Source organism: Maribacter sp. MAR_2009_72, from assembly GCF_007827235.1.
In the GTDB taxonomy this organism is placed as follows: Bacteria; Bacteroidota; Bacteroidia; order Flavobacteriales; family Flavobacteriaceae; genus Maribacter; species Maribacter sedimenticola.
The window spans coordinates 3,415,780-3,442,114 of record NZ_VISB01000001.1 but is presented as its reverse complement, the minus strand read 5'-3'; the positions used below and the strand labels follow the sequence as shown (position 1 = coordinate 3,442,114).

23 protein-coding genes are annotated in these 26,335 nt (G+C 39.1%); 6 read left to right on the top strand and 17 right to left on the bottom strand.

The genetic code is table 11. From position 1 onward, the window contains the following. Positions 1–28 precede the first annotated feature (28 nt). Positions 29–478 (top strand): TIGR02281 family clan AA aspartic protease, encoded by a 450-nt coding sequence (locus tag JM81_RS14415; protein ID WP_144804479.1) that lies wholly within the window; start codon positions 29–31, stop codon positions 476–478. A gap of 46 nt (positions 479–524) precedes the next feature. Here the strand turns inward: JM81_RS14415 and odhB are convergent, their stop codons facing one another. After that, positions 525–1,751 (bottom strand): 2-oxoglutarate dehydrogenase complex dihydrolipoyllysine-residue succinyltransferase, encoded by a 1,227-nt coding sequence (gene odhB, locus JM81_RS14410; RefSeq protein WP_144804477.1) that lies wholly within the window; start codon positions 1,749–1,751, stop codon positions 525–527. A gap of 20 nt (positions 1,752–1,771) precedes the next feature. Continuing rightward, positions 1,772–4,573 carry a 2-oxoglutarate dehydrogenase E1 component gene (locus JM81_RS14405; RefSeq protein WP_144804475.1) on the bottom strand — a complete coding sequence of 934 codons (2,802 nt, stop codon included), beginning with the start codon at positions 4,571–4,573 and terminating at the stop codon, positions 1,772–1,774. 116 nt (positions 4,574–4,689) lie between these two features. On the opposite strand from JM81_RS14405, the gene JM81_RS14400 reads away from it, so the two are divergent. Beyond that, a complete protein-coding gene (locus tag JM81_RS14400; protein ID WP_261375076.1) occupies positions 4,690–5,205 on the top strand; it encodes an alpha-ketoglutarate decarboxylase in 516 nt (171 codons plus the stop codon). Between the two features lie 37 nt (positions 5,206–5,242). Continuing rightward, positions 5,243–6,346 carry an acyltransferase family protein gene (locus JM81_RS14395; RefSeq protein WP_144804473.1) on the top strand — a complete coding sequence of 368 codons (1,104 nt, stop codon included), beginning with the start codon at positions 5,243–5,245 and terminating at the stop codon, positions 6,344–6,346. 31 nt (positions 6,347–6,377) lie between these two features. On the opposite strand, the gene JM81_RS14390 is transcribed toward JM81_RS14395, so the two are convergent. From JM81_RS14390 to JM81_RS14375, 4 genes are all read right to left on the bottom strand, one after another. Further along, positions 6,378–6,731, bottom strand: a complete 354-nt coding sequence (locus tag JM81_RS14390; RefSeq protein ID WP_089259250.1) for a hypothetical protein — start codon at positions 6,729–6,731, stop codon at positions 6,378–6,380. Between the two features lie 24 nt (positions 6,732–6,755). Next, positions 6,756–8,027: a metal-dependent hydrolase family protein gene (locus JM81_RS14385; protein WP_089259248.1), complete on the bottom strand. Its 1,272-nt coding sequence runs from the start codon at positions 8,025–8,027 to the stop codon at positions 6,756–6,758. 76 nt (positions 8,028–8,103) lie between these two features. After that, positions 8,104–9,120, bottom strand: coding sequence for a UDP-glucose 4-epimerase GalE (galE, locus tag JM81_RS14380; protein WP_144804470.1), 1,017 nt, complete (start codon positions 9,118–9,120; stop codon positions 8,104–8,106). 43 nt (positions 9,121–9,163) lie between these two features. Then, positions 9,164–10,318, bottom strand: coding sequence for a DegT/DnrJ/EryC1/StrS family aminotransferase (locus tag JM81_RS14375; protein ID WP_144804469.1), 1,155 nt, complete (start codon positions 10,316–10,318; stop codon positions 9,164–9,166). A gap of 90 nt (positions 10,319–10,408) precedes the next feature. Between JM81_RS14375 and JM81_RS14370 the strand changes: the two genes are divergently transcribed. The 3 genes from JM81_RS14370 (at position 10,409) to JM81_RS18635 (ending at position 12,313) form a co-directional block, all read left to right on the top strand. Further along, positions 10,409–11,671 carry a 3-deoxy-D-manno-octulosonic acid transferase gene (locus tag JM81_RS14370; RefSeq protein ID WP_144804467.1) on the top strand — a complete coding sequence of 421 codons (1,263 nt, stop codon included), beginning with the start codon at positions 10,409–10,411 and terminating at the stop codon, positions 11,669–11,671. Between the two features lie 165 nt (positions 11,672–11,836). Further along, the gene (locus JM81_RS18640; RefSeq protein ID WP_261375075.1) at positions 11,837–11,965 is read left to right on the top strand and encodes a hypothetical protein; all 129 of its coding nucleotides are present in this window, start codon (positions 11,837–11,839) and stop codon (positions 11,963–11,965) included. A 225-nt stretch (positions 11,966–12,190) separates the two neighbouring features. Further along, positions 12,191–12,313 (top strand): hypothetical protein, encoded by a 123-nt coding sequence (locus tag JM81_RS18635; protein WP_261375074.1) that lies wholly within the window; start codon positions 12,191–12,193, stop codon positions 12,311–12,313. A 406-nt stretch (positions 12,314–12,719) separates the two neighbouring features. On the opposite strand, the gene JM81_RS14365 is transcribed toward JM81_RS18635, so the two are convergent. The 11 genes from JM81_RS14365 to JM81_RS18535 all read right to left on the bottom strand — a co-directional run bounded on the left by JM81_RS14365 (position 12,720) and on the right by JM81_RS18535 (position 26,302). Further along, positions 12,720–14,219, bottom strand: a complete 1,500-nt coding sequence (locus tag JM81_RS14365) for an FGGY family carbohydrate kinase (RefSeq protein WP_144804465.1) — start codon at positions 14,217–14,219, stop codon at positions 12,720–12,722. Positions 14,220–14,258: 39 nt separating this feature from the next. After that, complete coding sequence (locus tag JM81_RS14360; protein WP_261375073.1) at positions 14,259–15,152, bottom strand: ABC transporter permease; 894 nt, start codon at positions 15,150–15,152, stop codon at positions 14,259–14,261. A gap of 79 nt (positions 15,153–15,231) precedes the next feature. Beyond that, entirely contained in the window at positions 15,232–16,749 is a 1,518-nt protein-coding gene (locus JM81_RS14355) for a sugar ABC transporter ATP-binding protein (protein WP_186435584.1), read from the bottom strand. A gap of 3 nt (positions 16,750–16,752) precedes the next feature. After that, entirely contained in the window at positions 16,753–17,391 is a 639-nt protein-coding gene (locus JM81_RS14350) for a DUF2291 family protein (RefSeq protein ID WP_144804463.1), read from the bottom strand. Then, a complete protein-coding gene (locus JM81_RS14345) occupies positions 17,375–18,334 on the bottom strand; it encodes a D-ribose ABC transporter substrate-binding protein (protein ID WP_186435583.1) in 960 nt (319 codons plus the stop codon). The genes JM81_RS14350 and JM81_RS14345 overlap by 17 nt, the downstream gene beginning before the upstream one ends. A gap of 4 nt (positions 18,335–18,338) precedes the next feature. After that, positions 18,339–19,316: a transketolase family protein gene (locus JM81_RS14340; protein WP_144804461.1), complete on the bottom strand. Its 978-nt coding sequence runs from the start codon at positions 19,314–19,316 to the stop codon at positions 18,339–18,341. 6 nt (positions 19,317–19,322) lie between these two features. Next, positions 19,323–20,153: a transketolase gene (locus JM81_RS14335; protein WP_222430310.1), complete on the bottom strand. Its 831-nt coding sequence runs from the start codon at positions 20,151–20,153 to the stop codon at positions 19,323–19,325. Positions 20,154–20,185: 32 nt separating this feature from the next. Next, positions 20,186–21,607 carry an L-fucose/L-arabinose isomerase family protein gene (locus JM81_RS14330; protein WP_144804459.1) on the bottom strand — a complete coding sequence of 474 codons (1,422 nt, stop codon included), beginning with the start codon at positions 21,605–21,607 and terminating at the stop codon, positions 20,186–20,188. Between the two features lie 26 nt (positions 21,608–21,633). Beyond that, positions 21,634–22,401: a DeoR/GlpR family DNA-binding transcription regulator gene (locus JM81_RS14325; protein ID WP_144804457.1), complete on the bottom strand. Its 768-nt coding sequence runs from the start codon at positions 22,399–22,401 to the stop codon at positions 21,634–21,636. Between the two features lie 98 nt (positions 22,402–22,499). Further along, the gene (locus JM81_RS14320; RefSeq protein WP_144804455.1) at positions 22,500–23,930 is read right to left on the bottom strand and encodes a DUF1593 domain-containing protein; all 1,431 of its coding nucleotides are present in this window, start codon (positions 23,928–23,930) and stop codon (positions 22,500–22,502) included. Positions 23,931–24,208: 278 nt separating this feature from the next. Next, positions 24,209–26,302, bottom strand: a complete 2,094-nt coding sequence (locus JM81_RS18535; protein WP_222430309.1) for a family 16 glycosylhydrolase — start codon at positions 26,300–26,302, stop codon at positions 24,209–24,211. Positions 26,303–26,335: the final 33 nt, after the last annotated feature.

Sequence of the window (26,335 nt, the reverse complement as noted above, 5' to 3'; positions counted from 1 at the left end):
TAGAATTATCTTTGACAAAAAATTATATATGAGCAGTCTCAAGGACTTTCTTAAGAAAAAAAAATACGTTTGCATACCGTTAACCCTTACGGCCACCAACCATTTTGAGTTAAATGCCAAAATCAATGATATTACGGGTAGATTTATTTTAGATACCGGTGCATCTAACACATGTATCGGCATAGATCAAATAGATGATTTTGGATTAATTTCAAAAGAATCAAAAATTAAGGCGGCCGGTGCGGGAGCCACGAATATGGACACCTTGGTTTCCAAAAAAAATACGGTCCACATAGGATCTTGGGAATATAAAAAACTTAAAATTGTCCTATTTGACCTTAAACATGTTAATGAAGCACTGACTGCTCATAATGCCGAACCTGTAAACGGAATTATAGGTGCGGACATCCTCAAAAAATCCAATGCAATTATTGATTATGGTAAAAAACGTTTGTACTTAAAGGCAAAAAAGCGTTGAGACCTGCCCAACGCTTTTTACATAAGTATCTATAATTTTTGAAAATTTACATTTCCAAGGCTTTTTTTACATTATTGTCCATAAGCAGCTCCGTAGGATTTTCCAATGCCTCCTTAACCGCTACCAAGAATCCTACAGACTCCTTGCCGTCAATAATTCTATGGTCATAGGACAATGCTACGTACATAATTGGAGCTATGGCAATAGCCCCCTCCCTTGCTATAGGACGCTCCACAATATTGTGCATACCCAATATGGCACTTTGTGGAGGATTTATGATAGGCGTAGATAGCATAGAACCAAATACCCCACCATTGGTAATGGTAAAAGTTCCACCGGTCATTTCATCTACGGTTATCTCCCCTTCACGGGCTCTAATTGCCAACCGTTTAACCTCTGACTCTATTCCCCTGAACGTCAAATTTTCAGCATTCCTGATAACGGGAACCATAAGTCCTTTTGGACCGGATACCGCTATACTGATATCACAGAAATCATAAGAAATCATTTCTTTGCCATCTATCATGGAATTTACCGCAGGATACATTTCTAGTGCCCTTACAACTGCCTTGGTAAAGAATGACATAAATCCTAAACCAACCCCATGCTTGTTTTTAAAATCTACTTTATACTGATCACGAAGTTCAAAAATGGCGCTCATATCCACTTCATTGAATGTGGTCAACATAGCCGTTTCGTTCTTTGCGGATACAAGTCTTTCTGCTACCTTTCTTCGTAGCATAGATAACTTGGAACGAGTCTCTCCCCTATTTCCACCGGTTGGCGTACCCATTGAAGGAACAGCGTTTACCGCATCCTCCTTGGTGATCCTACCATCACGACCACTTCCTTTTACAGTTGTGCTATCCACTCCTTTTTCGTCCAATATTTTTTTGGCCGCGGGGGAAGCTACTCCAGAAGCATATGTTTCTTTAGCCTGTACTGGCTGCGGGGCTTTTTCAGCCTCTTTTTGAACTGGAGCTGTTTCTTTTTCAGTGGCTTCATTAGACTTTTCATCCGAGCCTTCTGGTTTTTCCGCCCCTGTATCGATCAAACAAACAATAGCGCCTACTTCAACAGCATCGCCAACTTCTGCTTTTAATGTAATCACCCCACTGGCTTCCGCTGGTAATTCCAAAGTAGCTTTGTCCGAATCTACTTCAGCGATTGCCTGATCTTTTTCTACGTAATCCCCATCTTCAACTAACCATTCCGCTATTTCTACCTCTGTGATAGACTCTCCCGGGGAAGGGACCTTCATTTCTAGAATCATTCTTTCTATAATTTGATATGTTATATTTTATTTTTTGGTTTGAACATATTATTTTTTGACTTGTCAAAAACATAATCTATTACTTGTTGATGGCGCATTTTAGACCTTACAGCACTACCTGCAGCAGGCGCCGCGTAAAAACGCCTAGATGCAACCCTAAATTTCTGCACATCACTAAAATGCATTAGCAAATGGCTCCAAGCGCCCATGTTCCTAGGTTCTTCCTGAGCCCAAACCAAATCATCTACATGCTTGTATTTGGCTATTATTTCTTTCATTTGTTCGTCTGGCAACGGAAATAATTGTTCAACCCTGACCAAAGCAACATCTGCACGCTCTAACTTCTCCCTTTCCGCAAGAAGATCGTAATAAAATTTACCAGTACAGAACACAAGACTTTTGACTTTCTTGACCTCAACAGCATCATCGTCTATAACTTCTTTGAATCCCCCATCGGTCAAATCTGAAATTTTAGAAACTGCCTTAGGATGCCTAAGCAAACTTTTTGGCGTAAAAATAATCAACGGTTTTCTAAAATTGGCCTTCATTTGTCTACGGAGTATATGGAACATTTGTGCCGGTGTTGTCACATCTGCGATATACATATTATCCTTTGCACATAATTGCAGGTACCGTTCCATCCTTGCGGATGAATGTTCTGCTCCTTGACCTTCATAACCATGGGGCAACAACATTACCAATCCGTTTTGAAGTTTCCATTTATCTTCCGCAGCAGAAATATATTGATCGATCATGATTTGGGCACCATTACTAAAATCACCAAACTGGGCTTCCCAAATCGTTAGCGTATTAGGACTTGCCATAGCATAGCCATAATCAAAACCTACAACTCCATATTCCGATAATAGCGAATTGTAAATTTGGAACCTTGCTTGTTGTTCAGATAAATGGTTCAATAGAATAACCTCTTCTTCGCTTTCCTCTACCTTCATTACCGCATGACGATGGGAAAACGTACCACGCTCAACATCCTGTCCGGAAATACGTACCCCAAAACCTTCCTCTAATAAAGTGCCATAAGCCAAAAGCTCTCCCATGGCCCAATCAAGATTATCGTTTTTAAAATACATATTGTATCTATCCTTGACCAATTTCTCCACTTTGCGCAAGAACTTCTTGCCCTTGGGCAGTTCGGTAATTACTTTGGCAATCTTTGTAAGCTTTTCTTTATTGAAGGTTGTATCTACCGCATCCATCATTTCCCACTCACGTACGCTTTCAAATCCTTTCCACTCATCTGCCATAAAAGGAGTGATTACAGTTTTATCCTCTTTTCTGGAGTCTTCAAGTTTTTCCTCCAAAGAATCCTTATACTGTTTCTCTAACTGCGCCACATAGGTATCATCAATAATACCTTCTTTGATCAAGCGTTCCGCATAGATATCCCTAGGATTCTTATGCTTTGCAATGGCCTTATATAATTTTGGCTGGGTAAATCTGGGTTCGTCCCCTTCATTATGTCCATATTTCCTATACCCTAACAAATCTATAAATACATCACTTGCAAAACGCATTCTATATTCCAATGCAAAAAGTGATGCATGTACCACAGCCTCTGCATCATCAGAATTTACATGAAGTACGGGACTTAGGGTAACTTTAGCTACATCCGTACAATAGGTAGATGTTCTTGCATCCAAATAGTTAGTGGTAAATCCGATCTGGTTGTTTACAACAATATGAATTGTACCACCGGTCTTATACCCATCCAGGCCTGCCATTTGCACCAATTCATAAATTAGACCTTGTCCAGCAATAGCTGCATCACCATGAACGACAATAGGCAATACTTTTGAAAAGTTGTCCTTATAGTCCGCATCTTGCTTTGCCCTTGCTATACCTTCAACGACCGCACCAACCGTTTCCAAATGGGATGGGTTTGGCGCAATATTCATTTTTATCTTATTTCCGTTATCAGATTTTCGGTCAGATGTCCACCCTAAATGGTATTTTACATCCCCATCAAAAATTTCTTGCTCATAATCCTTACCGTCAAATTCACTAAAGATATCCTTAGCGGATTTACCGAAAATATTGGTAAGTACATTTAACCTACCACGGTGTGCCATTCCCATAACAAACTGTTCCACTCCCATTTCCGCAGCACGTTCCACAATTACGTCCAAGCCAGGAATCAATGATTCGTTCCCTTCTAGGGAAAATCGTTTTTGCCCTACATACTTGGTGTGTAAAAAGGTTTCAAATGATATGGCCTGGTTTAATTTCTTTAGGATGTGTTTTTTTCTTTCAGGACCAAAATCCGGATGGTTATCATTAACATTTATCCAATCCTGTATCCACTTGACCCTTTCAGGGTTTCTAATGAACATATACTCTACACCAATGGCATCGCAATAGATGCTTTGCAAATGCCTTATGATTTCCTTTAAAGGACTTGGCCCTATCCCGATAATATCACCTGCATTAAATACAGTTTCCAAATCAGAGCTTTCCAGACCAAAATTCTTTATGTCCAAAGAAGGCTCGTAATGCCTTCTTTCCCTCACCGGATTTGTTTTGGTAAAGAGGTGTCCTCTACCCCTGTACCCATCGATCAAACGAATGACCTGGAATTCTTTCTGCAAGGATTGAGGCATTTCACTCTTGGCCCCATTGACCATTACAGTGGTTCGATTTTCATCAAAACTTAGTTCATCCAAAGAGGTTTCCATTCCAAAATCAAAACCTTGAAAAAAGGCTCTCCAACTTGGCTCAACACTATCTGGATTCACTAAATACTTATCATATAACTCTGAAAAAAAAGAGGTATGGGCGGTATTCAAAAAGGAATATTTATCCATGAATTACTTTCTGTATATTTAGAATAAATTTGAACAAAAATACAACATTTACGATATCTAACGGAAGAATGTTATGTATTATTGAAAAAAGTTGAACTTTAAAACAAAATCTGTTAATGAGGGTGTCAAAATTAATGTTTACGGGAATAATTCTTCTTTTTTACAATTTTTGTAACAGTCAAAATTCCGTTAAAAACTCCGATTTTTGGAACCATGTAAGGTTTGGAGGCGGAATAGGACTAGGTTTCACTAACAATGGCTTTAATGGATCAATTTCCCCAAGTGCAATTTACCAGTTCAACGACCAATTGGCCACTGGTACAAGTTTAAATTTCAACTATTCCAAATTCAACGACAACAAGTTCTTGGCTTATGGGGGTAGCGTGCTATCTCTTTACAACCCAATTCCTCAATTACAATTGTCCACAGAATACGAACAATTGCGCATAAACCGTACCATTGCCACTTCCACAAACAGTATATCCGATAATTATTGGCTTCCCGCATTTTTCATAGGCGCCGGTTACAGTACACGTAATATTACTGTTGGCCTACGTTATGACCTTTTGTTCAACGAACAAAAAAGTATTTATGCAAACGCATTGATGCCATTTGTTCGAGTATACTTTTAATTTTATTTACCTTTCAACACCAACCAAACCAACCAAAATGAACACATTAAAAAACAGGTATCTTTCCCTAGACGTATTTAGGGGTATGGATGTAGCCCTAATGATCATAGTAAACTCCCCCGGAAATGGGGATACCAGTTTTGGGATTTTAAAACATGCCGTATGGAATGGATTTACCCTTACCGACCTAGTTTTCCCAACCTTTTTATTCGTTGTGGGAAATGCTATGAGCTTTAGCATGAAAAAATACCAAACCTTGGGAAATGCGGCATTTCTAAAGAAAATTTTTAAACGCTTTGCTATTATATTTCTTTTAGGCTTTCTAATGTATTGGTTTCCTTTTTTTGAAGACGGACATTTAAAACCAATATCCGAAACCAGAATTTTTGGAGTGTTACAACGTATTGCTTTATGTTATTTAATTGCTGCCGTGCTAATACATTATTTCAAGACAAGAACGGTAGTTATCTTCAGCATCGCCTCGCTCATTATATATAATGTAATACTGGTGGTATTTGGCGATTTGACATTGACGGGCAATGCCGTATTAAAACTGGACAAATTGCTTATTGGCCCTAGCCATATGTATCACGGCAACGGAGGGGTGGCTTTTGACCCAGAAGGATTGTTAAGCACCTTGCCTGCCGTTGTAAACGTTATTGCAGGATACCTAACAGGGAAATTCATTCAAAATAAAGGACAGCATTTTGAAACGGTAGCCAAACTTCTTATGATAGCGGCACTGTTGATCGTAGCAGGATTTGCTTGGCACCAAATAATGCCATTCAACAAAAAACTTTGGTCAAGCTCCTTTGTATTGCTAACATGTGGTATAGACCTTGTCATTATCGCTATCCTAATGTATTTATTGGATATGTCAAAACCGGGAAAATGGACCTACTTTTTTGAAGTGTTTGGAAGAAATACGCTGTTCATCTATCTTTTGTCCGAACTCTTTATAATTTCTTTGGCAGAAATAAAAACTACTGGTACTATGGCCTATAATTGGATAGCCGATAATATCTTTATCTCAATTGCCGGCAATTATTTTGGCTCGTTATTATTTGCTTTATGGATTATGTTGACCTGCTGGTTGGTAGGATATATAATGGACAAAAAAGGAATTTACATTAAAGTTTAGGAAGCTTAAATACTATATATTAAGGTATTATCTATTGATAAGTATTCTTATACCAAACCTTTTGGTATTCCCGTTTTAGAATCAAAAAGGTGACTTGGGCGGCAACTTCAACCGTATCTGTAATTTTTATGTGCTTAAAATCGCGTTCCGGAACATCTATGACATACAACAAATTAAGATAATCTGGAAAACGCTCCATTAACAAAACGTATACTTTTTCCATTATAATGGAAACATACGCCTTTAATTCAACATCAGTTGGTATTTGTAAAGGTACATTGGCCGAGATAAAATCCTTTTTAATTTGTTTTTGTAATTGCCCTAGCAATTTTTGCTCTTTGGTCAATTGCAATAATTCTGTGCTATTATTTACATTAATTCTCATTAAAAACAATCTATAGCTTGGCGGCTATTGTTTATAGATTACACCCTCTTTCATAACAAAGATTACATTGGTCAAGGTTTCCACATTTTCTATTGGATTAGCATTGACCGCTATAATATCCGCAATAAAACCTTCCTTTATCAAACCTAATTTACTTTCTCCTAACAGTTTGGCGTTGGTGATGGTTGCAGACCTTAACGATTCTATAATTGGCATACCTGCTTTGACCATATATATAAATTCCTTTGCGTTTTCTCCATGTGGCGACACCCCGGAATCCGTACCAAAAGCAATATTAACACCCTTCTTATAAGCTTTGGCAAATGTCGCTTCTAATTTAGGACCTATTTCCAAAGCTTTCTTGGCTACTACGGGCGGCAGATAGTTTGGAATTTCAGCCAATCTAGCAGCCTCCTTTCCAGCGGATAATGTTGGTACCATATATGCATCATATTCCACCATTAAGCCCATGGTCTCCTCAGACATTAAGGTGCCGTGCTCAATGGTTTTTATACCTCCTTTTATTGCCCTTTGCATACCTTCATCTCCATGGGCGTGAGCAGCGGTAAGCATACCATAGTCCTTTGCAGTTTCTGTAATCGCCTTAATTTCCTCAAGGGTAAATTGCGGATTCTGTCCATTTTTTGCCACACTTAATACTCCGCCAGTTGCAGTAATTTTAATTACATCCGCACCATCCTTATAGCGCTGTCTAACCGCTTTCCTTCCATCTTCTGGAGAATTAACGACCCCCTCGTTTGGCCCTGGATCACCCATTAAATCCTTACGCGTACCATTGGTAGGATCTGCATGTCCCCCTGTAGTTGCCAAGGACTTGCCGGCAGTAAATATTCTTGGTCCTACGACTATTCCTTTATTTATGGCATCCCTTAATGAAATATTTACCCCTGACCCACCTAAATCCCTAACGGTAGTAAATCCGGCCATTAAAGTTCTTTTTGCATAGACAGTAGATTGAAAAGCAACATCTGCCTCGTTCTTGGTAAATCTTTCCAAATAGCGCGAAGGGCTGGACTCGCTCTCAATATGTACATGCATATCAATAAAACCTGGTAATATGGTTTTATCCTTTAAGTCAATAAGTTCATCTGAGGATGACCCCGTAACAAATCCATTTTCTATTCCCTTAATTTTGTTTCCCGATACAATGATTGTTTTTTCCGAAAGTACCTTGCCAGATTCAATATCCACGATTTTTCCACATTGTAAATAGGTGTCCTGGGCATTGACCAATGCAAAAGTCAATAATGATAAAAATGTAAAAATAGTTTTCATATGCAGCGAGATATAAATTAAATAAGGGGAAATATAGCTATATTTCCCCTTATTTTTAGTGCAAAATCCATTAAATTCAGTCTCTTATCTTCTGTTCCCACACCCATGCAGATTTCATGGCCTCATCCAAAGTATATTCAGATTTCCAACCTAAAATCTCATTTGCCTTTGTAGTATCCGCATATGCAGTGGTAATATCGCCAGGACGCCTATCAACTACTTTATAATTTAATTTTTTTCCGGATACACGCTCAAAACTTTGTATAGCCTCTAAGACTGAACTTCCTGTACCCGTGCCCACGTTGAACACTTCGTAATAATCAGCATTTTTTCCATCCAATAAACGCTCCAAGGCTACCACATGCGCTTTTGCCAGGTCGACCACATAGATATAATCTCTTATACATGTACCGTCCTCAGTAGGGTAATCATCACCAAAAACAGCGAGTTGGTCCCTTAGTCCAATACCTGTTTGCGTGATAAAGGGTACCAAATTTTGTGGAACACCTTTTGGCAATTCTCCAATTTCAGCACTAGGGTGTGCACCCATAGGATTAAAATATCTTAGGGCAATAGCATTTAATCCAGGGGTTACCTTACAGGTGTCCGCTATAATTTCCTCGCCCATTTGCTTGGTATTGCCGTATGGGGATTCTGCGACCTTTACCGGTGCGTCTTCCGTAATTGGCATTTTATCGGCCTGTCCATAAACCGTGCAGGATGAACTAAAGATAAAGCTAGCCTTGTTCTTCTTGCACAGTTCCTTTAAAATATAGACCAACGTACCTATGTTGTTCTCATAATATAATAGCGGTTTTTCAACACTTTCACCAACCGCTTTGGACGCCGCAAAATGTATAACACCTGCTACATCTTGATGTCTTTTAAAGAAATCCTCTACTTTATCCTTCTCCTTTAGGTCAATCTTTTCAAATTCCGGCCTCTTACCTGTAATGGCCGTAATGCCGTTTAAAACTTGTTCATCAGAGTTGGAGCAATCATCGATAATGACCACCTCAAACCCTTTTTCCTGAAGCTCAACAACGGTATGAGAACCTATAAAACCTAATCCACCTGTAACTAATATTTTCATTTAATTCTATTTCTGCGTTGTTCAAAAGTAAGAAACCTGATTGCTATTCATTAACAAACCCGATAACCATATCCGTAATATGGTTAATCTGCTCACTATCCAATTCTGTGTGCATTGGTAAGGAAATGACTTCCGTAACCAATTGATTGGTTACCGGAAAATCCTCTTCCTTATAGCGCTCATCTGCATATGCCTTTTGTCTGTGTAGGGGAATAGGGTAATAGACACCACAAGGTATATTGATCTTGTTTAAGTATTGAACCAGGGCATCTCGCTTACCATTCGTAATACGTAAGGTATATTGATGGAATACATGACATTCACAGATGTCACAAATACCGTCACAATGGGTAACCGTTTTTGGCGTAATAATATGTTTTTGACCTTCAAATGCCTTTGAATAGGCACGTGCCGCATTTCTTCTTGCTTCGCAATAACCATTTAACCTGGGTAATTTTGCGCGTAATACAGCAGCTTGGATAGCATCTAACCTAGAATTGACCCCTACCACATCATGATGATATCTTTCATACATGCCATGATTTACAACACCCCTAATTATGTGTGCCAAATCATCATCATTAGTGAAAATAGCACCTCCATCCCCGTAACAACCCAAGTTTTTGGAAGGAAAAAAAGAGGTAGCGCCTACGTGCCCTATGCCACCAGCCATATATTTAGTGCCGTCACTGGCATAGTACTTTGCCCCTATTGCTTGTGCATTATCTTCAATTACAAATAAATTATGTTTTTTGGCTAAAGCCATTATAGCATCCATATTGGCACATTGACCAAATAAATGAACAGGTACAATTGCCTTTGTTTTAGGAGTTATGGCCTTCTCAATAGCCTCAACATTAATATTAAAAGTATCTGGATAAACATCAACCAAAACAGGCGTTAACTGCAAAAGTGCAATGACCTCTACAGTGGCGGCAAATGTAAAATCTGCGGTAATGACCTCGTCACCGGGCTTTAATCCCAGACCCATCATAGCAATCTGAAGAGCATCCGTACCATTGGCACATGGAATGACATGTTTTACATTTAAATAGTCTTCAAGTTCTTTTTGAAACGCATGAACTTCTGGGCCGTTAATAAATGCAGAGGTTTCCAAAATTTCAGCAATGGCTGTATTTACTTGCTCCTTAATTTCTTGGTATTGCCCGTTAAGGTCTACCATTTGTATCTTTTTCATTCTATGGAATTACGTGAAGTCTTACAAAAATACGAAACGGCCGACACTAATTTTATCGAAAGAAACGTAATTTAGCGCAAAAGTAACAGTTTGTCCTTTCTCTACAATCTTATCGGCATTATCGCTACTGGTCTATTGGCACTGGCAGCACCATTTAGTGCCAAACTTGCTCTTTTTGTAAACGGTCGTAAAAAAAGTATGGCGCTACTAAGAAATAACATCGCCAAGAACGATCGTACTATTTGGATACATGCGGCATCATTAGGAGAATTTGAACAAGGGTTACCAATCATAGAACAATTGAAAAAGGATTTTCCTTTACATAAATTGGTTCTTAGTTTTTTCTCCCCTTCTGGTTATGAAGTAAAAAAAAACAGTAACGTTGCTGACGTTATTTGTTACATACCATTAGACACCAAACATAACGCATCAGAATTTATTAAAGCGGTGAATCCGGAGTTGGCCATTTTTATCAAATATGAAATTTGGCCCAATTATCTACGTATGTTGAACAAACAGAAAATACCTACCATTTTAGTTTCCGCACTGTTTAAAAAAGAGCAGATCTATTTTAAAAAGTATGGGTCGTTTATGCGAAAAGCACTTGCTAATTTTACGCATTTCTTTGTTCAGAACACAGATTCAAAAACCTTATTGAATTCAATTGGCCATAGCAATGTCAGTATAACTGGAGACACAAGATTTGACAGGGTTATGGAAATACTAAAACGCAACAATAATTTGACTTTCATGGATACCTTTACAAAGGGCAAATTTTGTTTTGTAGGTGGCAGTACGTGGCCAGAAGATGAAGAACTCGTCACGGCCTATATCAACCAAAGTCAATTGCCCATTAAATTCATTATTGCCCCACATACCGTTAAAGCCTCCCATATAGATTCAATTAAAAAGGCCATACTGAAACCTACAATTTGTTATTCAGAACTTAATAACGCGCAAATACAGGATTATGATGTCCTTATTATAGATACCATAGGATTACTTACCAAAATATACAGTTATGCGGACATTGCATATGTGGGCGGAGGCTTCGCCACAGGATTACACAATACGTTGGAACCCGCGGTTTTTGGCATACCGGTCCTCATTGGGCCTCATTATAAAGGATTTATTGAAGCTGAAAATTTAGTTGCGGCTAAAGGAGTTCTCCCCGTACACAATTTTAAAGATTTTAAATTCAACGTAGACCGTTTTTTTGAAGATATTGACCTACGCAGGAATACCGGATCCATTAATAAAAAATTCATTCATCAGGAAAGTGGAGCTACCGATAAAATTATGGCAACAATACATACCTTACTTCCAAATAATGTGTTTAAAACGGAAGGATAATCTTTAAAAATAGGTCGATGAAAATATATAGATCAACCTATGGAGGCTTTTTGCATAATACTACTTTACAAAGATAATTTTCAACTTTGGTCGATTTATCCACTTATTCCACAGCAACTTAGCCCATAATTCATATCTTGAGTACAGAACTATAGAATTATGATCATGGAAAAAGAAATTACAGCAGGAGTTAAAATGCTAAACGGATTTTTAAAATTGATGATTGCCTGCCTGATAGGTATTTTAATTGCAATACCCCTTGCAGGATTGGCAGACTGGTTTGGATGGATTTAAAAAATTTAGCCATTATTACGATAATCTACCCAGCTAAAATTTAAGAGCTTCGGTCAAAAGTTCGATATAATGCTACGTATCTCCGTTTATGTACCATATAGATTTCATCTCACCACAACAAAGTAAGGCTTTACATCTAATTTGTAGGACTTTACAACATTTGTGCGATTAAATTTGGAAATATCGGCTAACTTTAAGATATATAACTTTAAAGTAGGTAATGTTATGAACGATTTATCATTTAAAACGGGGGTAGATACTTATCTATCCATTCTCATTATTGCAATGAACGCATTTTTGGCGGTAGTTGCAGTAGGATCTTTTTTAGCCCTTATAGGGATTGTTTAACTTTTAACACATAGCCCATATTGTTAAAAAAATTACATTAAAAAAGCCCCTTAACAGGGGCTTTTTCATTTTTGTTATTTTATGGTCATTGACCTAATTCTTTACTTTTGTTTTCTTCTTGGTTTTTTTCTTCCAAATATCTAACATATCTAAGGAGAAAGGAATTGTTTGCCAAACCGTTGGATAAAATTTTATATTTTTCATGTTTTAAATTCTTAGCAATTATACATGACAAAGGTCTAAAACATATATTGTTTATAAATCAATATAATTATCCAGTTTATGTGCTATTTTACCCAAAAATACACCACTTAACATTACATTAAGAAAAAATTCCACTTTTAATAAGGTTAAAAGCATTTATTTGAATAAACTATGGTCACTATGAAATAGCAAGATATGAGCACTATTCTTTCTTGTTAATTAATAACCTTTGCCAAGTTTCATACGCAGACACCATGTCCTTGTTCAATATTTTAGGTTCGTATTTTTTAAAGTCTTCATATGAAGCTTTAGGCAGATCACTAATTTCTTTCCAGTATTCCGCACCCATACCGGCGATCAGGGCCGCTCCCCTTGCAGAAACATCGGTTATACCAATATTAGTAACCGGTGTTTGAAGTACATTGGCCAAAAATTGCATTAAAAAACCATTGGCCGTAATACCTCCATCTACCCGAAGTTCTCTTAGTGGTTGCCCAGTTTCCTGTTCAATTGCAAGAACCACATCTTTAATCTGATATGCTATGGATTCCAAAGCTGCTCGTACGAAATGAGCCTTGGTAGTACCAAAGGTAATACCATGTATTGAAGCCTTCCAGTCCTTTTGCCAATGTGGTGCACCAATACCGCTAAACGCCGGAATAAGATAAACGCCTTCATTACTTGAAACTGAAGTAGCCAAAGCTTCTATTTGTTCATGACCGGCAAATAGTCCTAATTGGTTTTTTAACCATTCTAAGGTAGCACCACAACTTACGATAACACCTTCTAAAGCAAAATGTAGCTGATTTGGCAAACTCCAACCAACGGTTGTCAGTATACCGTTACCACTCTGCTCAGCCTTACCTCCCGTATTCCACAACATAGATGAACCGGTACCCATAGTGGCCTTGGCCATACCAATTTCAAAACATTCTTCACCAAAAAATGCGGCATGAGAATCCCCAATTATTCCCGTAATAGGAATTTTTTCATGAAAAATTCCATTAAAATCAGAAGTACCAAACTTATATGCCGAGTTTTGCACCTTAGGAAGGTTAAGGTTTATCAATCCAAATTTTGATAACAATTCATCATCCCATCTCAAATTATATGTATTATATAATAACGTTCTAGAAGCATTGGTGTGATCTGTAGCATAATGCTGATGACCGGAAAGTTTATGAAGGAGCCAAGTGTCTATTGTTCCAAAAAAGGCATCTTTTCTTTGTAAAGCTAGGGATACGGCCGGTACGTGGTCAACCAACCAAATCATTTTAGTAGCGGAAAAATAAGGGTCAATGGTCAGTCCCGTTTTTGAATTCACCATCTCTTCCAAACCTTGCCTTTTTAATTCATCGCAAATATCAGCAGACCTTTTACATTGCCATACTACTGCATTGTACAAGGGTTTGCCAGAACTGTCCCAGACCACAAAAGTTTCCCGTTGGTTAGATATTCCACATGACAGTAAGGTATAATCCGCACCATTTAATTCCTCTAAAAATTTAGAATAACAATTTTTAACTGCTGTAAGCACATTTTGATAAATCTCTTCTGGGTCTTGCTCCACAAAACCGGGTGACGGATAATAGGAACGTAAAGGCTCAAATGCCTTGACAATAATATTACCATCAACATCAAATATGATAGCTTTGGTACCACTGGTACCTTGATCTACGGATAAAATATAAGATGCGGTCATATGTATTAAAAATATAGGTGTTTACAACCCTTAAAAAAATTATTCTTCATTAGGGTGGTTTATACGATCCAAAATAACCGCAAGTAAGATTACAAAACCTTTAATGATCTGTTGCCAAAAAGGCGATACGTTTAATAATACCAATCCGCTATTGAGTACCCCAATAATCAAAGCCCCTTGAACGGTTCCCAAAATTGAGCCTCTTCCGCCAGATAATGAAGTTCCTCCAATAACCACCGCAGCAATAGAATCCAGCTCATAACTAAAACCTGCATTAGGTTGCGCGGAATCTAAGCGCGAAGTAAGAATAATACCCCCAACCGCCGCTAAAATGCCTGCTATGGTATACACCCAAATCTTAATTTTATTGATGGGCAACCCAGATAAACGTGCTGCACTTTCATTACCTCCAATAGCATAAATATATCTGCCAAACTTTGTCTTGTTGGTTACGATAACGGCTATTACGACCAATATGGCGGTTATCCAAACAGGCATGGGAATACCTAAAAACCAACCTGTACCAATAAATGCAAAGTGTGCACCTAATCCGGTTATTGGAAATCCACCGGTCCATAACATGGTTGCCCCTCTTGCAATAGTAAGCATGGCCAATGTGGCAACAAATGGAGGAACTTTAAATTTTGTAATCATCCATCCATTGAATACACCTAAGCCACCACCAACGAATAAACCGCCCAAAATAGCTCCAAAAACGGTAAACCCAATAAATAAGTTCAAGGACGGAACATCTATACCATACTTTAACAACCCGGCAGCCACCGCACCACTTAAAGCTAAAATTGATCCAACGGACAGGTCAATGCCCCTTGTAAGAATGACAAGTGTCATTCCAATGGAAATACATACATTGACCGAAATTTGACGCATGATATTCCATCCATTTTCAGGGGTTAAAAATTTATCCGACATAAACGATAGTACTATACAAAGTACTAAGAGCGCAATGATGGACTGAAATCTTATCAGGGTTGTTTTTATATTCATTTGATCATAAAATTGCCGCGTTCATAATAATATCTTCCGTAGCCTCATTTTTAGTGAACTCACCCGTTATCCTTGATTTCCCCATAACAATGATCCGATCACATATAGCCATGATCTCGGGCAGTTCTGATGATACCACCAAGACCCCCAAGCCCCTTTTGGCTAAAGTATTGATCCAGTGGTAAATTTCGTTTTTGGCATTGACATCGATTCCCCTGGTTGGTTCATCAAGAAATAATATTTTGGGTGTAGTGGCCAACCATTTGGACAAAACTACCTTTTGCTGGTTACCCCCGCTTAAATTTTTGGAACGTTCGTTTTGTGATGGAGTTTTTATTTTAAGGTCCGCTATATATTTTTTCGCCAATCCAATTTCTGCCCTGTTATTAATAAAACCGTTATCAATGACCTGATCTAGACTGGCCATACTTACATTCTTATAAATAGGCATTGATAGTACCAGTCCATCTTTTTTCCTGTCCTCCGGTACTAGACCCATACCATTGGCTACTGCATCCTTAACGGAACGTATATCCACTTTTTTGCCGTCTATAAAAATAGAACCGCTCATGCGCTCGCTATGCAATCCAAAAAGTGTTTCGAGCAATTCTGTCCTACCGGCCCCCATAAGTCCAAATACCCCCAACACCTCGCCCTTGCGCAGTGAAAAACTGACATTGTTAACCAAAAACTGGGATGCATTGGAAGGCTTGGGAAGTGAAATATTTTCCACCTTAAAAATCTCATCGCCTAAAGGCAAAGTATCCTTTATATATAAATTTGTGATATCCCTACCTACCATGAGCCTGATCAAGTCATCTTTTGTGCCTTGTTCAGCATTCTCTATAGTACCTACCATTTTACCATCCCTTAAACCAACAAACCTATCCGCGATAAGAAACAGTTCATCTAATTTGTGGGATATATATACAATGGATACCTGTTGTTTTTTTAACGAAGCTATAATCCTAAACAATACTTCGACTTCCGCATCTGTAATAGCAGAAGTGGGTTCATCCATAATCACCACTTTGGCATCTTCCAAAAGGGCTTTTGCTATCTCTACCTGCTGTTGTTGCCCTACCCTTAAACTAGATATAAAAGTAGTGGCAGGAACATTACATTCAACGCGCTCCAATAAACGTTTGGTAATGGCATTCATTTTTTTAAAATCGAGCAAGCCAAGGGAATCCACAATTTCCCTTCCTAGAAATATGTTGGCCGAAATGCTTAAATATGGAATCAAGTTCAGTTCTTGATGGATAATGGCAATGCCTTTGGACATGGCATCCTTAGGGTTGGAAAAATTAACCGGTTCGCCCTGCAGCAAAAGTGTGCCATCATATTCAGGATAAACACCAGATAAAATTTTCATTAAGGTAGATTTACCTGCACCGTTCTCACCAACTATTACATTGACCTTACCTTTATGTACATTGATAGAAACATTGTCAAGAGCGGTTACACCAGCAAATTTTTTGGTGATATTGACCGCTTGTAATATAATGTTGTCCTCTTCCATTATTTATTCAATGTTGAGGATTAAGGGAATAACCCTAAGATTTTTCAATGTTGGGTTCTTGGTATTTACCTTTACGCCTCCTTTGAAATAAACCGTATCCTTTATATTAACTTCTTTGGAGAAAGGCGGTACAATAGTGGTTCTTACCTTATCGTTCAATGCCATGGATATTGCATTGAAATCCATAGTATTTTGAAAATCACCAATATTGGCAATGGCGGTAGCTTCCCTGATTGTATTGCCAAATATAAAATCCGTTGCAATCCTTATTTTATTATTTGAATTACCTATTAATGACAGAATTACATTTTCATCCTCAATGGCCTGTACCTCCCCGGTGCCTTCCACCACAAAATAGTAGTCATTGCTAATTCCCATTTTGCGTCCTTTTTCGGCAGTAAAGCCCACTAAATCCAATTCTAGGGAACCTATGAGTTCGTTGGCATCTGTTGCCGGTAAATTGGGAAGTTTGGCCCCCATAAATTGATTAACAAACTCAACCGGATTAAAAACGCCGGCATTTTTGGCCGTATTCTTTACATCCAAAGATTCAAAGTAAACGGAATTATAACCCACCAAGACCAATGTCACGGCGATAATAAAAAATTTGATCGGTTTTTTCATATCAGTTTTCGCTGCCATAAGCCTCAAATTCACCTATGTTATCCTGGGTAATCACCTCAACCGCTATGGGCATTTTTCTATCCATATCACGCTCCCCTTGAAGATACTTGTCCGCCAACTCCGCAGCGGTCTGTGCAATGAATTTAGGGGATTGAAGGGCTGTCGCCTTAATTTTTTTTTGTTTAATGGCATCCATAACGTCTTGGGCTCCGTCAAATCCAAAAACCATTACACTATCTGCCTTACCTGCAGAGACCAAGGCTTGGTAAGCACCCATTGCCATGGCATCGTTACCGCAAAATACGGCATCGATATCCGGGTGCGACTGCATTACGGATTCAAGCACTTCCATTGCTTTGCTCCTATCAAAATCCGCACTCTGCTGTGCTACCATTTCCAAATCTGGAAAATGATCGACTACGCTATGAAAACCTTTGGAACGGTTCCAAGTATTGTTATCACCAACCAGTCCCAATAATTCTACATATTTTCCTTTTTTGTTCAATTGACGAACAAAATACTGTCCTAAATCTACACAGCCCGAAAAGCTGTCCGATATAATCTGTGTAACCGGACCGTCCAAGGAATTCACCTCCCTATCCATGCAAAAAGTTGGTATACCCGCTTCCTTGGCCCTATTTACATTACTAACCGAGCCTTCCGCATCGGTTGGATTGAACAATATTGCGCTATAGCCTGCAGCGATCAAATTCTCAAAATGCTCCGCTTCCTTTGCCGTATTGTTCTGCGAATCGAAAATAGTGGTTTCATAACCTAGTTCCCTAGCCCTCTCTGCCGCAGATTCACCCAAAACTACAAACCAAGGGTTATTTAAAGTAGACACCACTATTGCCATTTTTTTGGGCGCATTTTCATTATTTCTATTGCAACCGGCTATGCACATTACAATACATAGTACTGCAATGCTTTTAAGTCTAAAATATAAAGGTTGCCCAGTCATATCCCTATTGTGTTGATAATAACATTTTCCTGCATTTGGCATATATACCCTCCCCTGAAATACCATAATGATTGAATATCTCCAGTTGAGAACCTGTAACCGTATATTCATCTGGTATGCCAATAAGTGAAAAAGGGTTATTGAATCCGTTTTGGAGCAGATAACTGGCACAAGCTTCGCCCAGTCCGCCATGTACCATATGTTCCTCTACGGTAAGTATTGGTTTACCTTCTTCTCCCAATTCATCCAATAATCTAATATCCAAAGGTTTAATGGTATGCATACTTACGACCTTGGCCCTTAAACCGTCTTGATCTTCAAGCTTCTGCGCAGCCAACCAAGCAGGATAAACGGTTTCACCCGTAGCGATGATCGTTAGGTCATTTCCTTCCTTTACGACACGCCCTTTACCAATTTCAAAATTCTTGTTTTCCTCATTTAAGGAAGGCATATTCTTTTTACCCAATCGTATATAGAGCGGTGAGCCAAAATTTACCGCATTTAACACCACTTGTTCCGTTTCAAAATTATCTGCCGGTGCTATAATGGTTATGTTATTAATGGCCCTCAACGCCGCAAAATCATGTAGACTATGGTGTGTAGTACCTAATGCACCATAACTTACCCCGGCACTAATACCCACCAGAACAACAGGGTTGTTTGAATAGGCAACATCATTTTTGATCTGTTCCAAAGCTCTAGCGCTTAGAAAGCATGCCGGGGAAACCGCAAAGGTTTTTTTGCCTGCAGATGCCAGACCTGCGGAAACGCCCACCAAGTTTTGCTCTGCAATACCGACCTCTACCATCTGTTGTGGATATTTTTCTCCAAAAGGAACCAGCTTTCCAGAACCTCTGGAGTCACTGGTGACCACGACAATGGCCTTATCATTTGCCGCTAAACGCTCCAAGGTTTCGGCAAAAACAATTTGGTTGGCTTTCCCTAATTTTAAACGATTATCCTCTATTCTATCCAGTTCCATACTACCCTAGATTAATGCTTCCGCTTCTTTTAATTCTTGTTGTGCCAAGGCATACTGCTCTTCGCTAGGCACCCCATGATGCCATTTTAAGACACCTTCCATATAACTGACACCCTTACCTTTTACCGTATGGGCTATTATAAAATTTGGTTTGCCAGTTTCAAATGGCCCATTATCTAAGACATCTTGTAATTCCGCAACGTTATGTCCATCCACTTCTTTAACAGCCCATCCAAAGGACTCCAATTTTTCATGGATAGAATCTGTATTCATCACCTCATTGTTAGCTCCCGTAATTTGCTGTTTGTTGTTATCAAGAATGGCATACAGGTTGTCCAATTTATAATGAGATGCCGCTAAAAACGCTTCCCAATTTGAACCTTCCGGCAATTCACCGTCTCCTAAAAGGGTGAATATTCTATGCGATTTATTGTCCAATTTGGCCGCAATTGCCTCACCTACACAAATAGGCAGTCCGTGCCCCAGAGCACCTGTGTTCTGCTCTACCCCATGAACTTTTTTGGTAGGATGCCCTATATAATGGGAGCGGAATGCGCACAAGGTTTCCAAATCGGACTCAGGAAAGAAACCACGATCGGCCAAAGTTGCAAAAAGTGCTTCTACGCAATGGCCTTTACTTTGAATATACCGGTCTCTGTTAGGGTTGCCAAAATCCTTAGGATCTACATTTAAAACACTGTTATAAAGTACATTTAAAATATCTATACAAGATAGACTTCCGCCGGTATGACCCGCCTTAGCCTTATAAATATACTTTAGAAGATTTCTTCTAAGTATTACCGATTTTAATTTAAGTTCCTTATCCGTCATGATCATAGATGCATATTTTCTTCAACTACATATTGTTCCTACGATGAATGGTTATAAACCTCCCATCCCATATAATTGCCCAAAGCCTCTTCTAGAATAGCACCGGTTTTTGATGCATTCATTACCACGTGATGCTCAAAACCGTTTTTACAGACATATTTCATTAGATGCTGTAAATCCGGAATTTGGGCCACGGCCCTATTACCGAAAGTGTTAAGGGGGTCATCGGTCAATTCGCCCTCTCCAAGATAGACCTTGATTATCCCTTTGGGATCATCCGTACTAATTCTACCGTAGGTAAGGGGATTTGCAGGTGTTCTGCCATCTAGTGCACCATAGGTATTTTCAACACCTACCGTTGTTCCCAATATCGGTGCCGTATCCATTTTAATATCCGGTAAAAACGATTTTGCCCAATTTCCACAATGGAACAAAACACATTTATTGGGGTCATCTGCATAATTATTGTTCCAATCCACTAATGCACTAGGCGATCCGGAAGCCAATTGCATGGCATACATGGTCAACGTACCGGTAACATCTACCTCACAGGCAGAGGGCAACATATTCTCGGACATAATACTCATGCTTGTGCATACATTACAACCATAATTCTGTTGAAGGGACGTCCAACACTGAATTGCCGTAGCGTCCAACGCATATTCTTCCATGAATTCCTTTAGTACCACATCTAATTTTGCGATTTGGAGCATGGCCTCGTTGGGCGTTTTTCCTTGGGGTACATATGCATTGATCGACTCCAAATGACGTTTTACAGAAGCATCATTTAAGGTAAGCTTATTTGCCTTCCCAAGAATTTCGGACAAATCTACCGTTGTCACCGTAATTCCATTTCGCTGCAGTATTTTTTCCGAATACCGCACCGTATTAAAAGCACCGGGTCTTGCACCCACGGCACCTATCCTAATATTCCGCAATCCTTTGACGACCCTACAAACTGCAGCAAAATCTTTTAAATCTTGTTGAAAGGTAGCATCGGTAGGAAAAGATACATGTTGACTCGTCAATGAATACTTAATACCATATTGGTATAAATTATTACAAACCGATATTTTACCACACCATGAATCCCTCCGGTTAACAACATTCATTTTAGTAAGTTCATCTGGGTATGCCTGTATTAGAACAGGAACATTCAAATTTGATAGTTTAAGCGTATCTGCAACACCTTTTTCATCTCCAAAATTTGGGAGAAGCACTAATACCCCAACAATCTCATTGGCATGTTTTTTAAAAAGCTCAGCACATTTTTGAGCTTCCTTGAATGTTTCTACACCGCCAAGTTTGGTGTCGGTACTATCCAATAAAATGGGTTCTAAATTTAATTTTGAAAATACCTCTATGATTTCCACACGTGCTTTTTCCACTAAACTATCCGGGAAAAAATCACGATTACCGATAATTACGCCAATACTTAACATTGATGATTTACTATTCATTTATAATTTGTTTATGTCCAAGACATTTAGGCCAAAATCACTTCAATTTCATTATCCTTAAACACTTCCTTGTCCTTATCCTCCATTCCCGAGTCGGTAATAATAAAGTCTATCAAGGATAGTGCACCTAAACTAGCTAGGGCACTTTTACCTATTTTAGTACTATCTGCAACCAAATACGTTATATCCGCCGCATCTATCATGGCCTTTTTTACAATTAAATCGCTGATGCTCGGGTAGGTCAGCCCTGCTTTCAATGAAATTCCTGCCGTGGCCAAAAACAGCTTCTGCACATTTAATCCCTTGAAAAAATCTGCCGCTTTCTGGCCTGTTAAGGACAACGTTGGCGGCTTAAATTCCCCTCCGGTCATAATTACTTCAATATCCGGCTCCGTTCCCAACATCATTGCTATATTTAATGCATTTGTAATGACTGTTAGGTTTTTAAAGCCTACTAGTTTTTTTGCTATTTCCGTTGTAGTACTACCGGAATCCAAAATAATGGTATCACCGGGCTCAATGAATTCCAAACACTTTTGCGCAATGATCTCTTTTAATTCCATGTTCTCTTGGTTGACCAAGGAGAAATTGCGAACCTGGTCCCCCATATTCTTTAAAAAAGCACCACCATGCTCTCTAATAATCAAACCCTGAGCCTCTAACTTTTCCAGATCTTGGCGGATGGTCACCTCGGTCACTTTAAACAATTTAGCGAGGTCCACTACTTTTGCGGAACCATCTTCATTTAAGAACTCAATAATCTTTTCCCTTCTTTTATTCGGTAAGTATGCCATATTTTTATAAATAGTAAATTTTCATAAATATAAACAAACTTACCTGCTTAGATTCCGCATTTTGCAATAGGATTATTTTTACTTTTTAACTTTGACGATTATGATTCTACATTAATAATTACACGCTCATATCTCGTAAGGGCAGGACTTCCTTGATCCGTAACTTCTAAAATGATATGCATTGTTCCCAACAGGGCACCTTTTGGCACGACCAAATAAGCTTTGGCGCTATGGGCATTTTCTATGGTAACCGGCATAGCCGTTCTTCCAGAAGATTTGGTAAAAGTGCCAGGCTCCCCATAATAGAACCACTTGAACGACAATGTATCACCATCTGGATCAGTAGAGTTTTCCGCATTTAAATCTATACGGTCCCCAACCTTAGCGGTAATCATTTTTTTATTGCTCACTTTTACCACTGGGGGATGATTTGCCTGTTCATAAGGTTTTATGGTCCAATCCATTCTGGCAACAAAATCATTTTGATAAGCTTCTCTCCAACGCCAAATAGTCGCTTTATTATTGGTATGCCAACTACCGTCGTTACCTTCAACCTCATCCTGCGCATTGTTCCATAAAGGCCTGGTTTCCGGTTCCAAAAACCATTTTTCTGTTCTAGGGCGATACAACTCGTACCGACCACCCCAACTTCCCCAATTTGGGTGATCGGGATTTCCAAGACCATTGTTTATCAAATACATAAAACTGGGGGAATCGCCCTCCATTAGATAATCCATATGGGGATATTCCGCCCCTAGGGGACCTTTACTTCGTACATGCCGGTCCAGCCAAGGATTATCCACAATTTCAAAATCCGCACCGGCAAACCGCCCATGAAATTTATCTCCACTTATACCGGTCCATGTAGCATGGTGATACCCCCCATAAGCATGAAAACCAGGACTAGCGATATAGAATAAATCTAGAAATGTTTTTCGAAGCCATGGCCCACTATCATCTTGATCGGATATGGTGTAGACCCTGATTTTAGAAACAAATTTATTTAGTTCCTCTTCCGTACGTGTATGCTTTACCTTCCATAATGCCTGAGCCAAACAATTGGGCCCTCCCCATACCTGTATCCACACAGGGCGCTCATCATCCTTATCCACCACATAAATAATCCATTCGGAACCTTCAGAATCCATCCCTTCACCTACGGCATTCATTCCATAATCCGCACGACCTTCCTTTACGACCGACCTCAAATAATCTACTTCTGGATAGTCAGGTTCATGTAGCAATAGATTTTTCCTAACTTTTGCATACGCATCCAAGATTTCATAAATGCGCCATGTTGCAATTTCATTTTTTTGATGTACGGAGGTTGTTGCCACTAATCCCTCAACATCCCATTGATTGGCATACGTTAAAAACCTTACCAAAGACATGGCATCATCCGGTTCATTCTCAATATCGGTAAGCACCAACACCCTTTGCCTATCTGTACCGGACTGGGCTTCCATTACCGTTCCAAACGGTAACAGCATGCTTAAACAAACAAAGAAACTAAATCGAAGATGTCTCATAATAATTACGTTAAATCATCTTTGACAATCTAATTACTGTCTTAATAGTGATGACGGACAAACGAAAATATTAAAAAATACCAATATTGTTTACTATTTTTTTCGTTTTTTTTCTTTTTCTTTTTATTCCTTGATTTTATTAATCTATTCTACAAAAGTGTTTAATACCAATATTTAAATTAAATTGATAAGATGGCATTACACAGTTCAATCGATATCAAATACAAAAAAAGCCATTGAATTAAATTCAATGGCTTAATTATTAAAATTAGTTCTAACTATTGGTAGACCCTAACATAATCCACTTCCATAGTATCTTCTGTAAAAGCAGGGTCTATTGCCCCACCAAGTGTGCCGCCCATAGCAATGTTCATAATTAAAAAGAAATCGCTATTAAACGGTGTGGTATCAGAATTCACCAGGCTATTATGAACCATTTCCCCGTCAACAACAAATTTTATACTATCTGGCGTCCATTCTACGGTATAATTATGAAATTCCGTAGTAGCAGTAGGAACAGAAGTAGCCCCCACTACGGCAGTACCTCCAAAGTTTCCAGGATAATGTAAAGCACTACTTATGGTATTGTTATTATTACCTACGTGTTCCATAATATCAATTTCACCACATACTGGCCAACCTACTTCATCAAAATTAGCTCCTAGAGCCCATAAAGCTGGCCACGTACCGCCGGCAGAAGGCAGTTTTGCCCTAATTTCAACCCTACCATACGTAAACTCAAACAAGTTTTCAGATTTAATCCTTGCAGAGGTGTACGCGGCACCACCAGTTGGACTTTCACCAAAATCAAAAAACAGTACCACCCTATCATATGTAAAGGCCGGAGCAGCACTTAGGTCAAAAGACAGCGTCTCCCAACTTTCTACTACAGATGTTGTTGCATCTACCTCATAAAATTCTTGGGCATTGGCCTGGTTTTCCAGTTTTAATCTAACCACTGCCCCAACTGCCGGAGACCAAGTCTTTATTTCCATACTTGTATATGTACTAAGATCTAAAGCAGCATCAACATCAAAAAACGAACCTGCCCATACTTCGGCTCCATTATTCTTTGTGGATTCAGCTACCGTTACAGATGTATTTTCGCCAGAGGCATCAGGGTTTTCTATGACAGCTGTTGCCGCCCCACCAAAATCCGTGAAGACGGGCGCTGCACCTTCAAAATCCTGCACAACTGAAGTAGACCCACCGGCCGCGACCAAGGTAACATCATCATAATAATATTGAACACCACCACCGCTACCGGTGCCACGTGCGGTAATCTTTAATACACCATCTTCGACAATTACATTTTCAGGACTATCCGTATATTCCTGTGCCTCGCCATTTCCCCAGCCACCTGCACCGAGGTCGAACGTCCAATTAGCCGGATCCGGAGCTCCATCCGTATCAAATTCGTCTGACCAGACCAAATTGGTATATATAGTCTCTAAGCTCTCTTCTTCCCCACCTGTTGAAGGAGCAGCCGTAAAACGAATATACCATGCAAGATCAGGATTCATAGAATCATATGTTCTTACATAAAGCAAATCTTCGCTGAGCGATAAAATTTCATACGTTGAAGAACCTACATAATAACTCATGAAACCACCATCGGAAAATTCCATTTGCATTCCAGTTGTTTCGGCCTCTGGCACATTGCCCTCAACCGCAGAAAAAGTCACTTCTTTTTCCCCACTAGTATCAAAATCATAACAGTAATCCTCATCTGCGGTTCCACCAACAACAGCTTTATGCCCAACATTGAAGAATGTTTGACCTTTATTATCCAAAACATAAGTTACCTCACCACTACTATTAACGGTAAACGTCAATTCGTCATCACAAAAACAATCTGATATTTCACTTCCACACTTCTCAAATGCTTGGGCAGAATACCATTTAGGATACCACCAATCACCATCAATTCCTTCCCTAGCCGGACCCAAGCCCAAATGGCCTGGCTGAGAAGCAGCGAGAAACCAAGTTTTGGAACTTCCGTCCGTTATTAAATTGACCAAATCTGAATTCATAGCAGGTACATCCACCGTAACCTGTAAGGTTTCCGTTAGAGTAGAACCATCAAATCCAATAACGGTAACAGTTACGGTATAGGTATTTTCACCAGTAGTAGAATATGTTTTAGAGATATATCCAGTTAAGGACTCTCCAGTGGTTCCATCACCAAAATCATAGGTATATGATTTAGCACCGGTTGCGGTTGGTTTAAAAGTGACAATTCCTGAGCCATCATCACTTACTTGGGATGTTACCGCGAGGTTAGAAAGCGGTCCAGGGTCAAAGCTATCGTCGTCCTCACAACTGACGAACACCATAAGTAATGCCACAAACATGTACATTAAGTTTTTCATAATCTAATTTGTTTTTTGGAGTTAATAAGTACT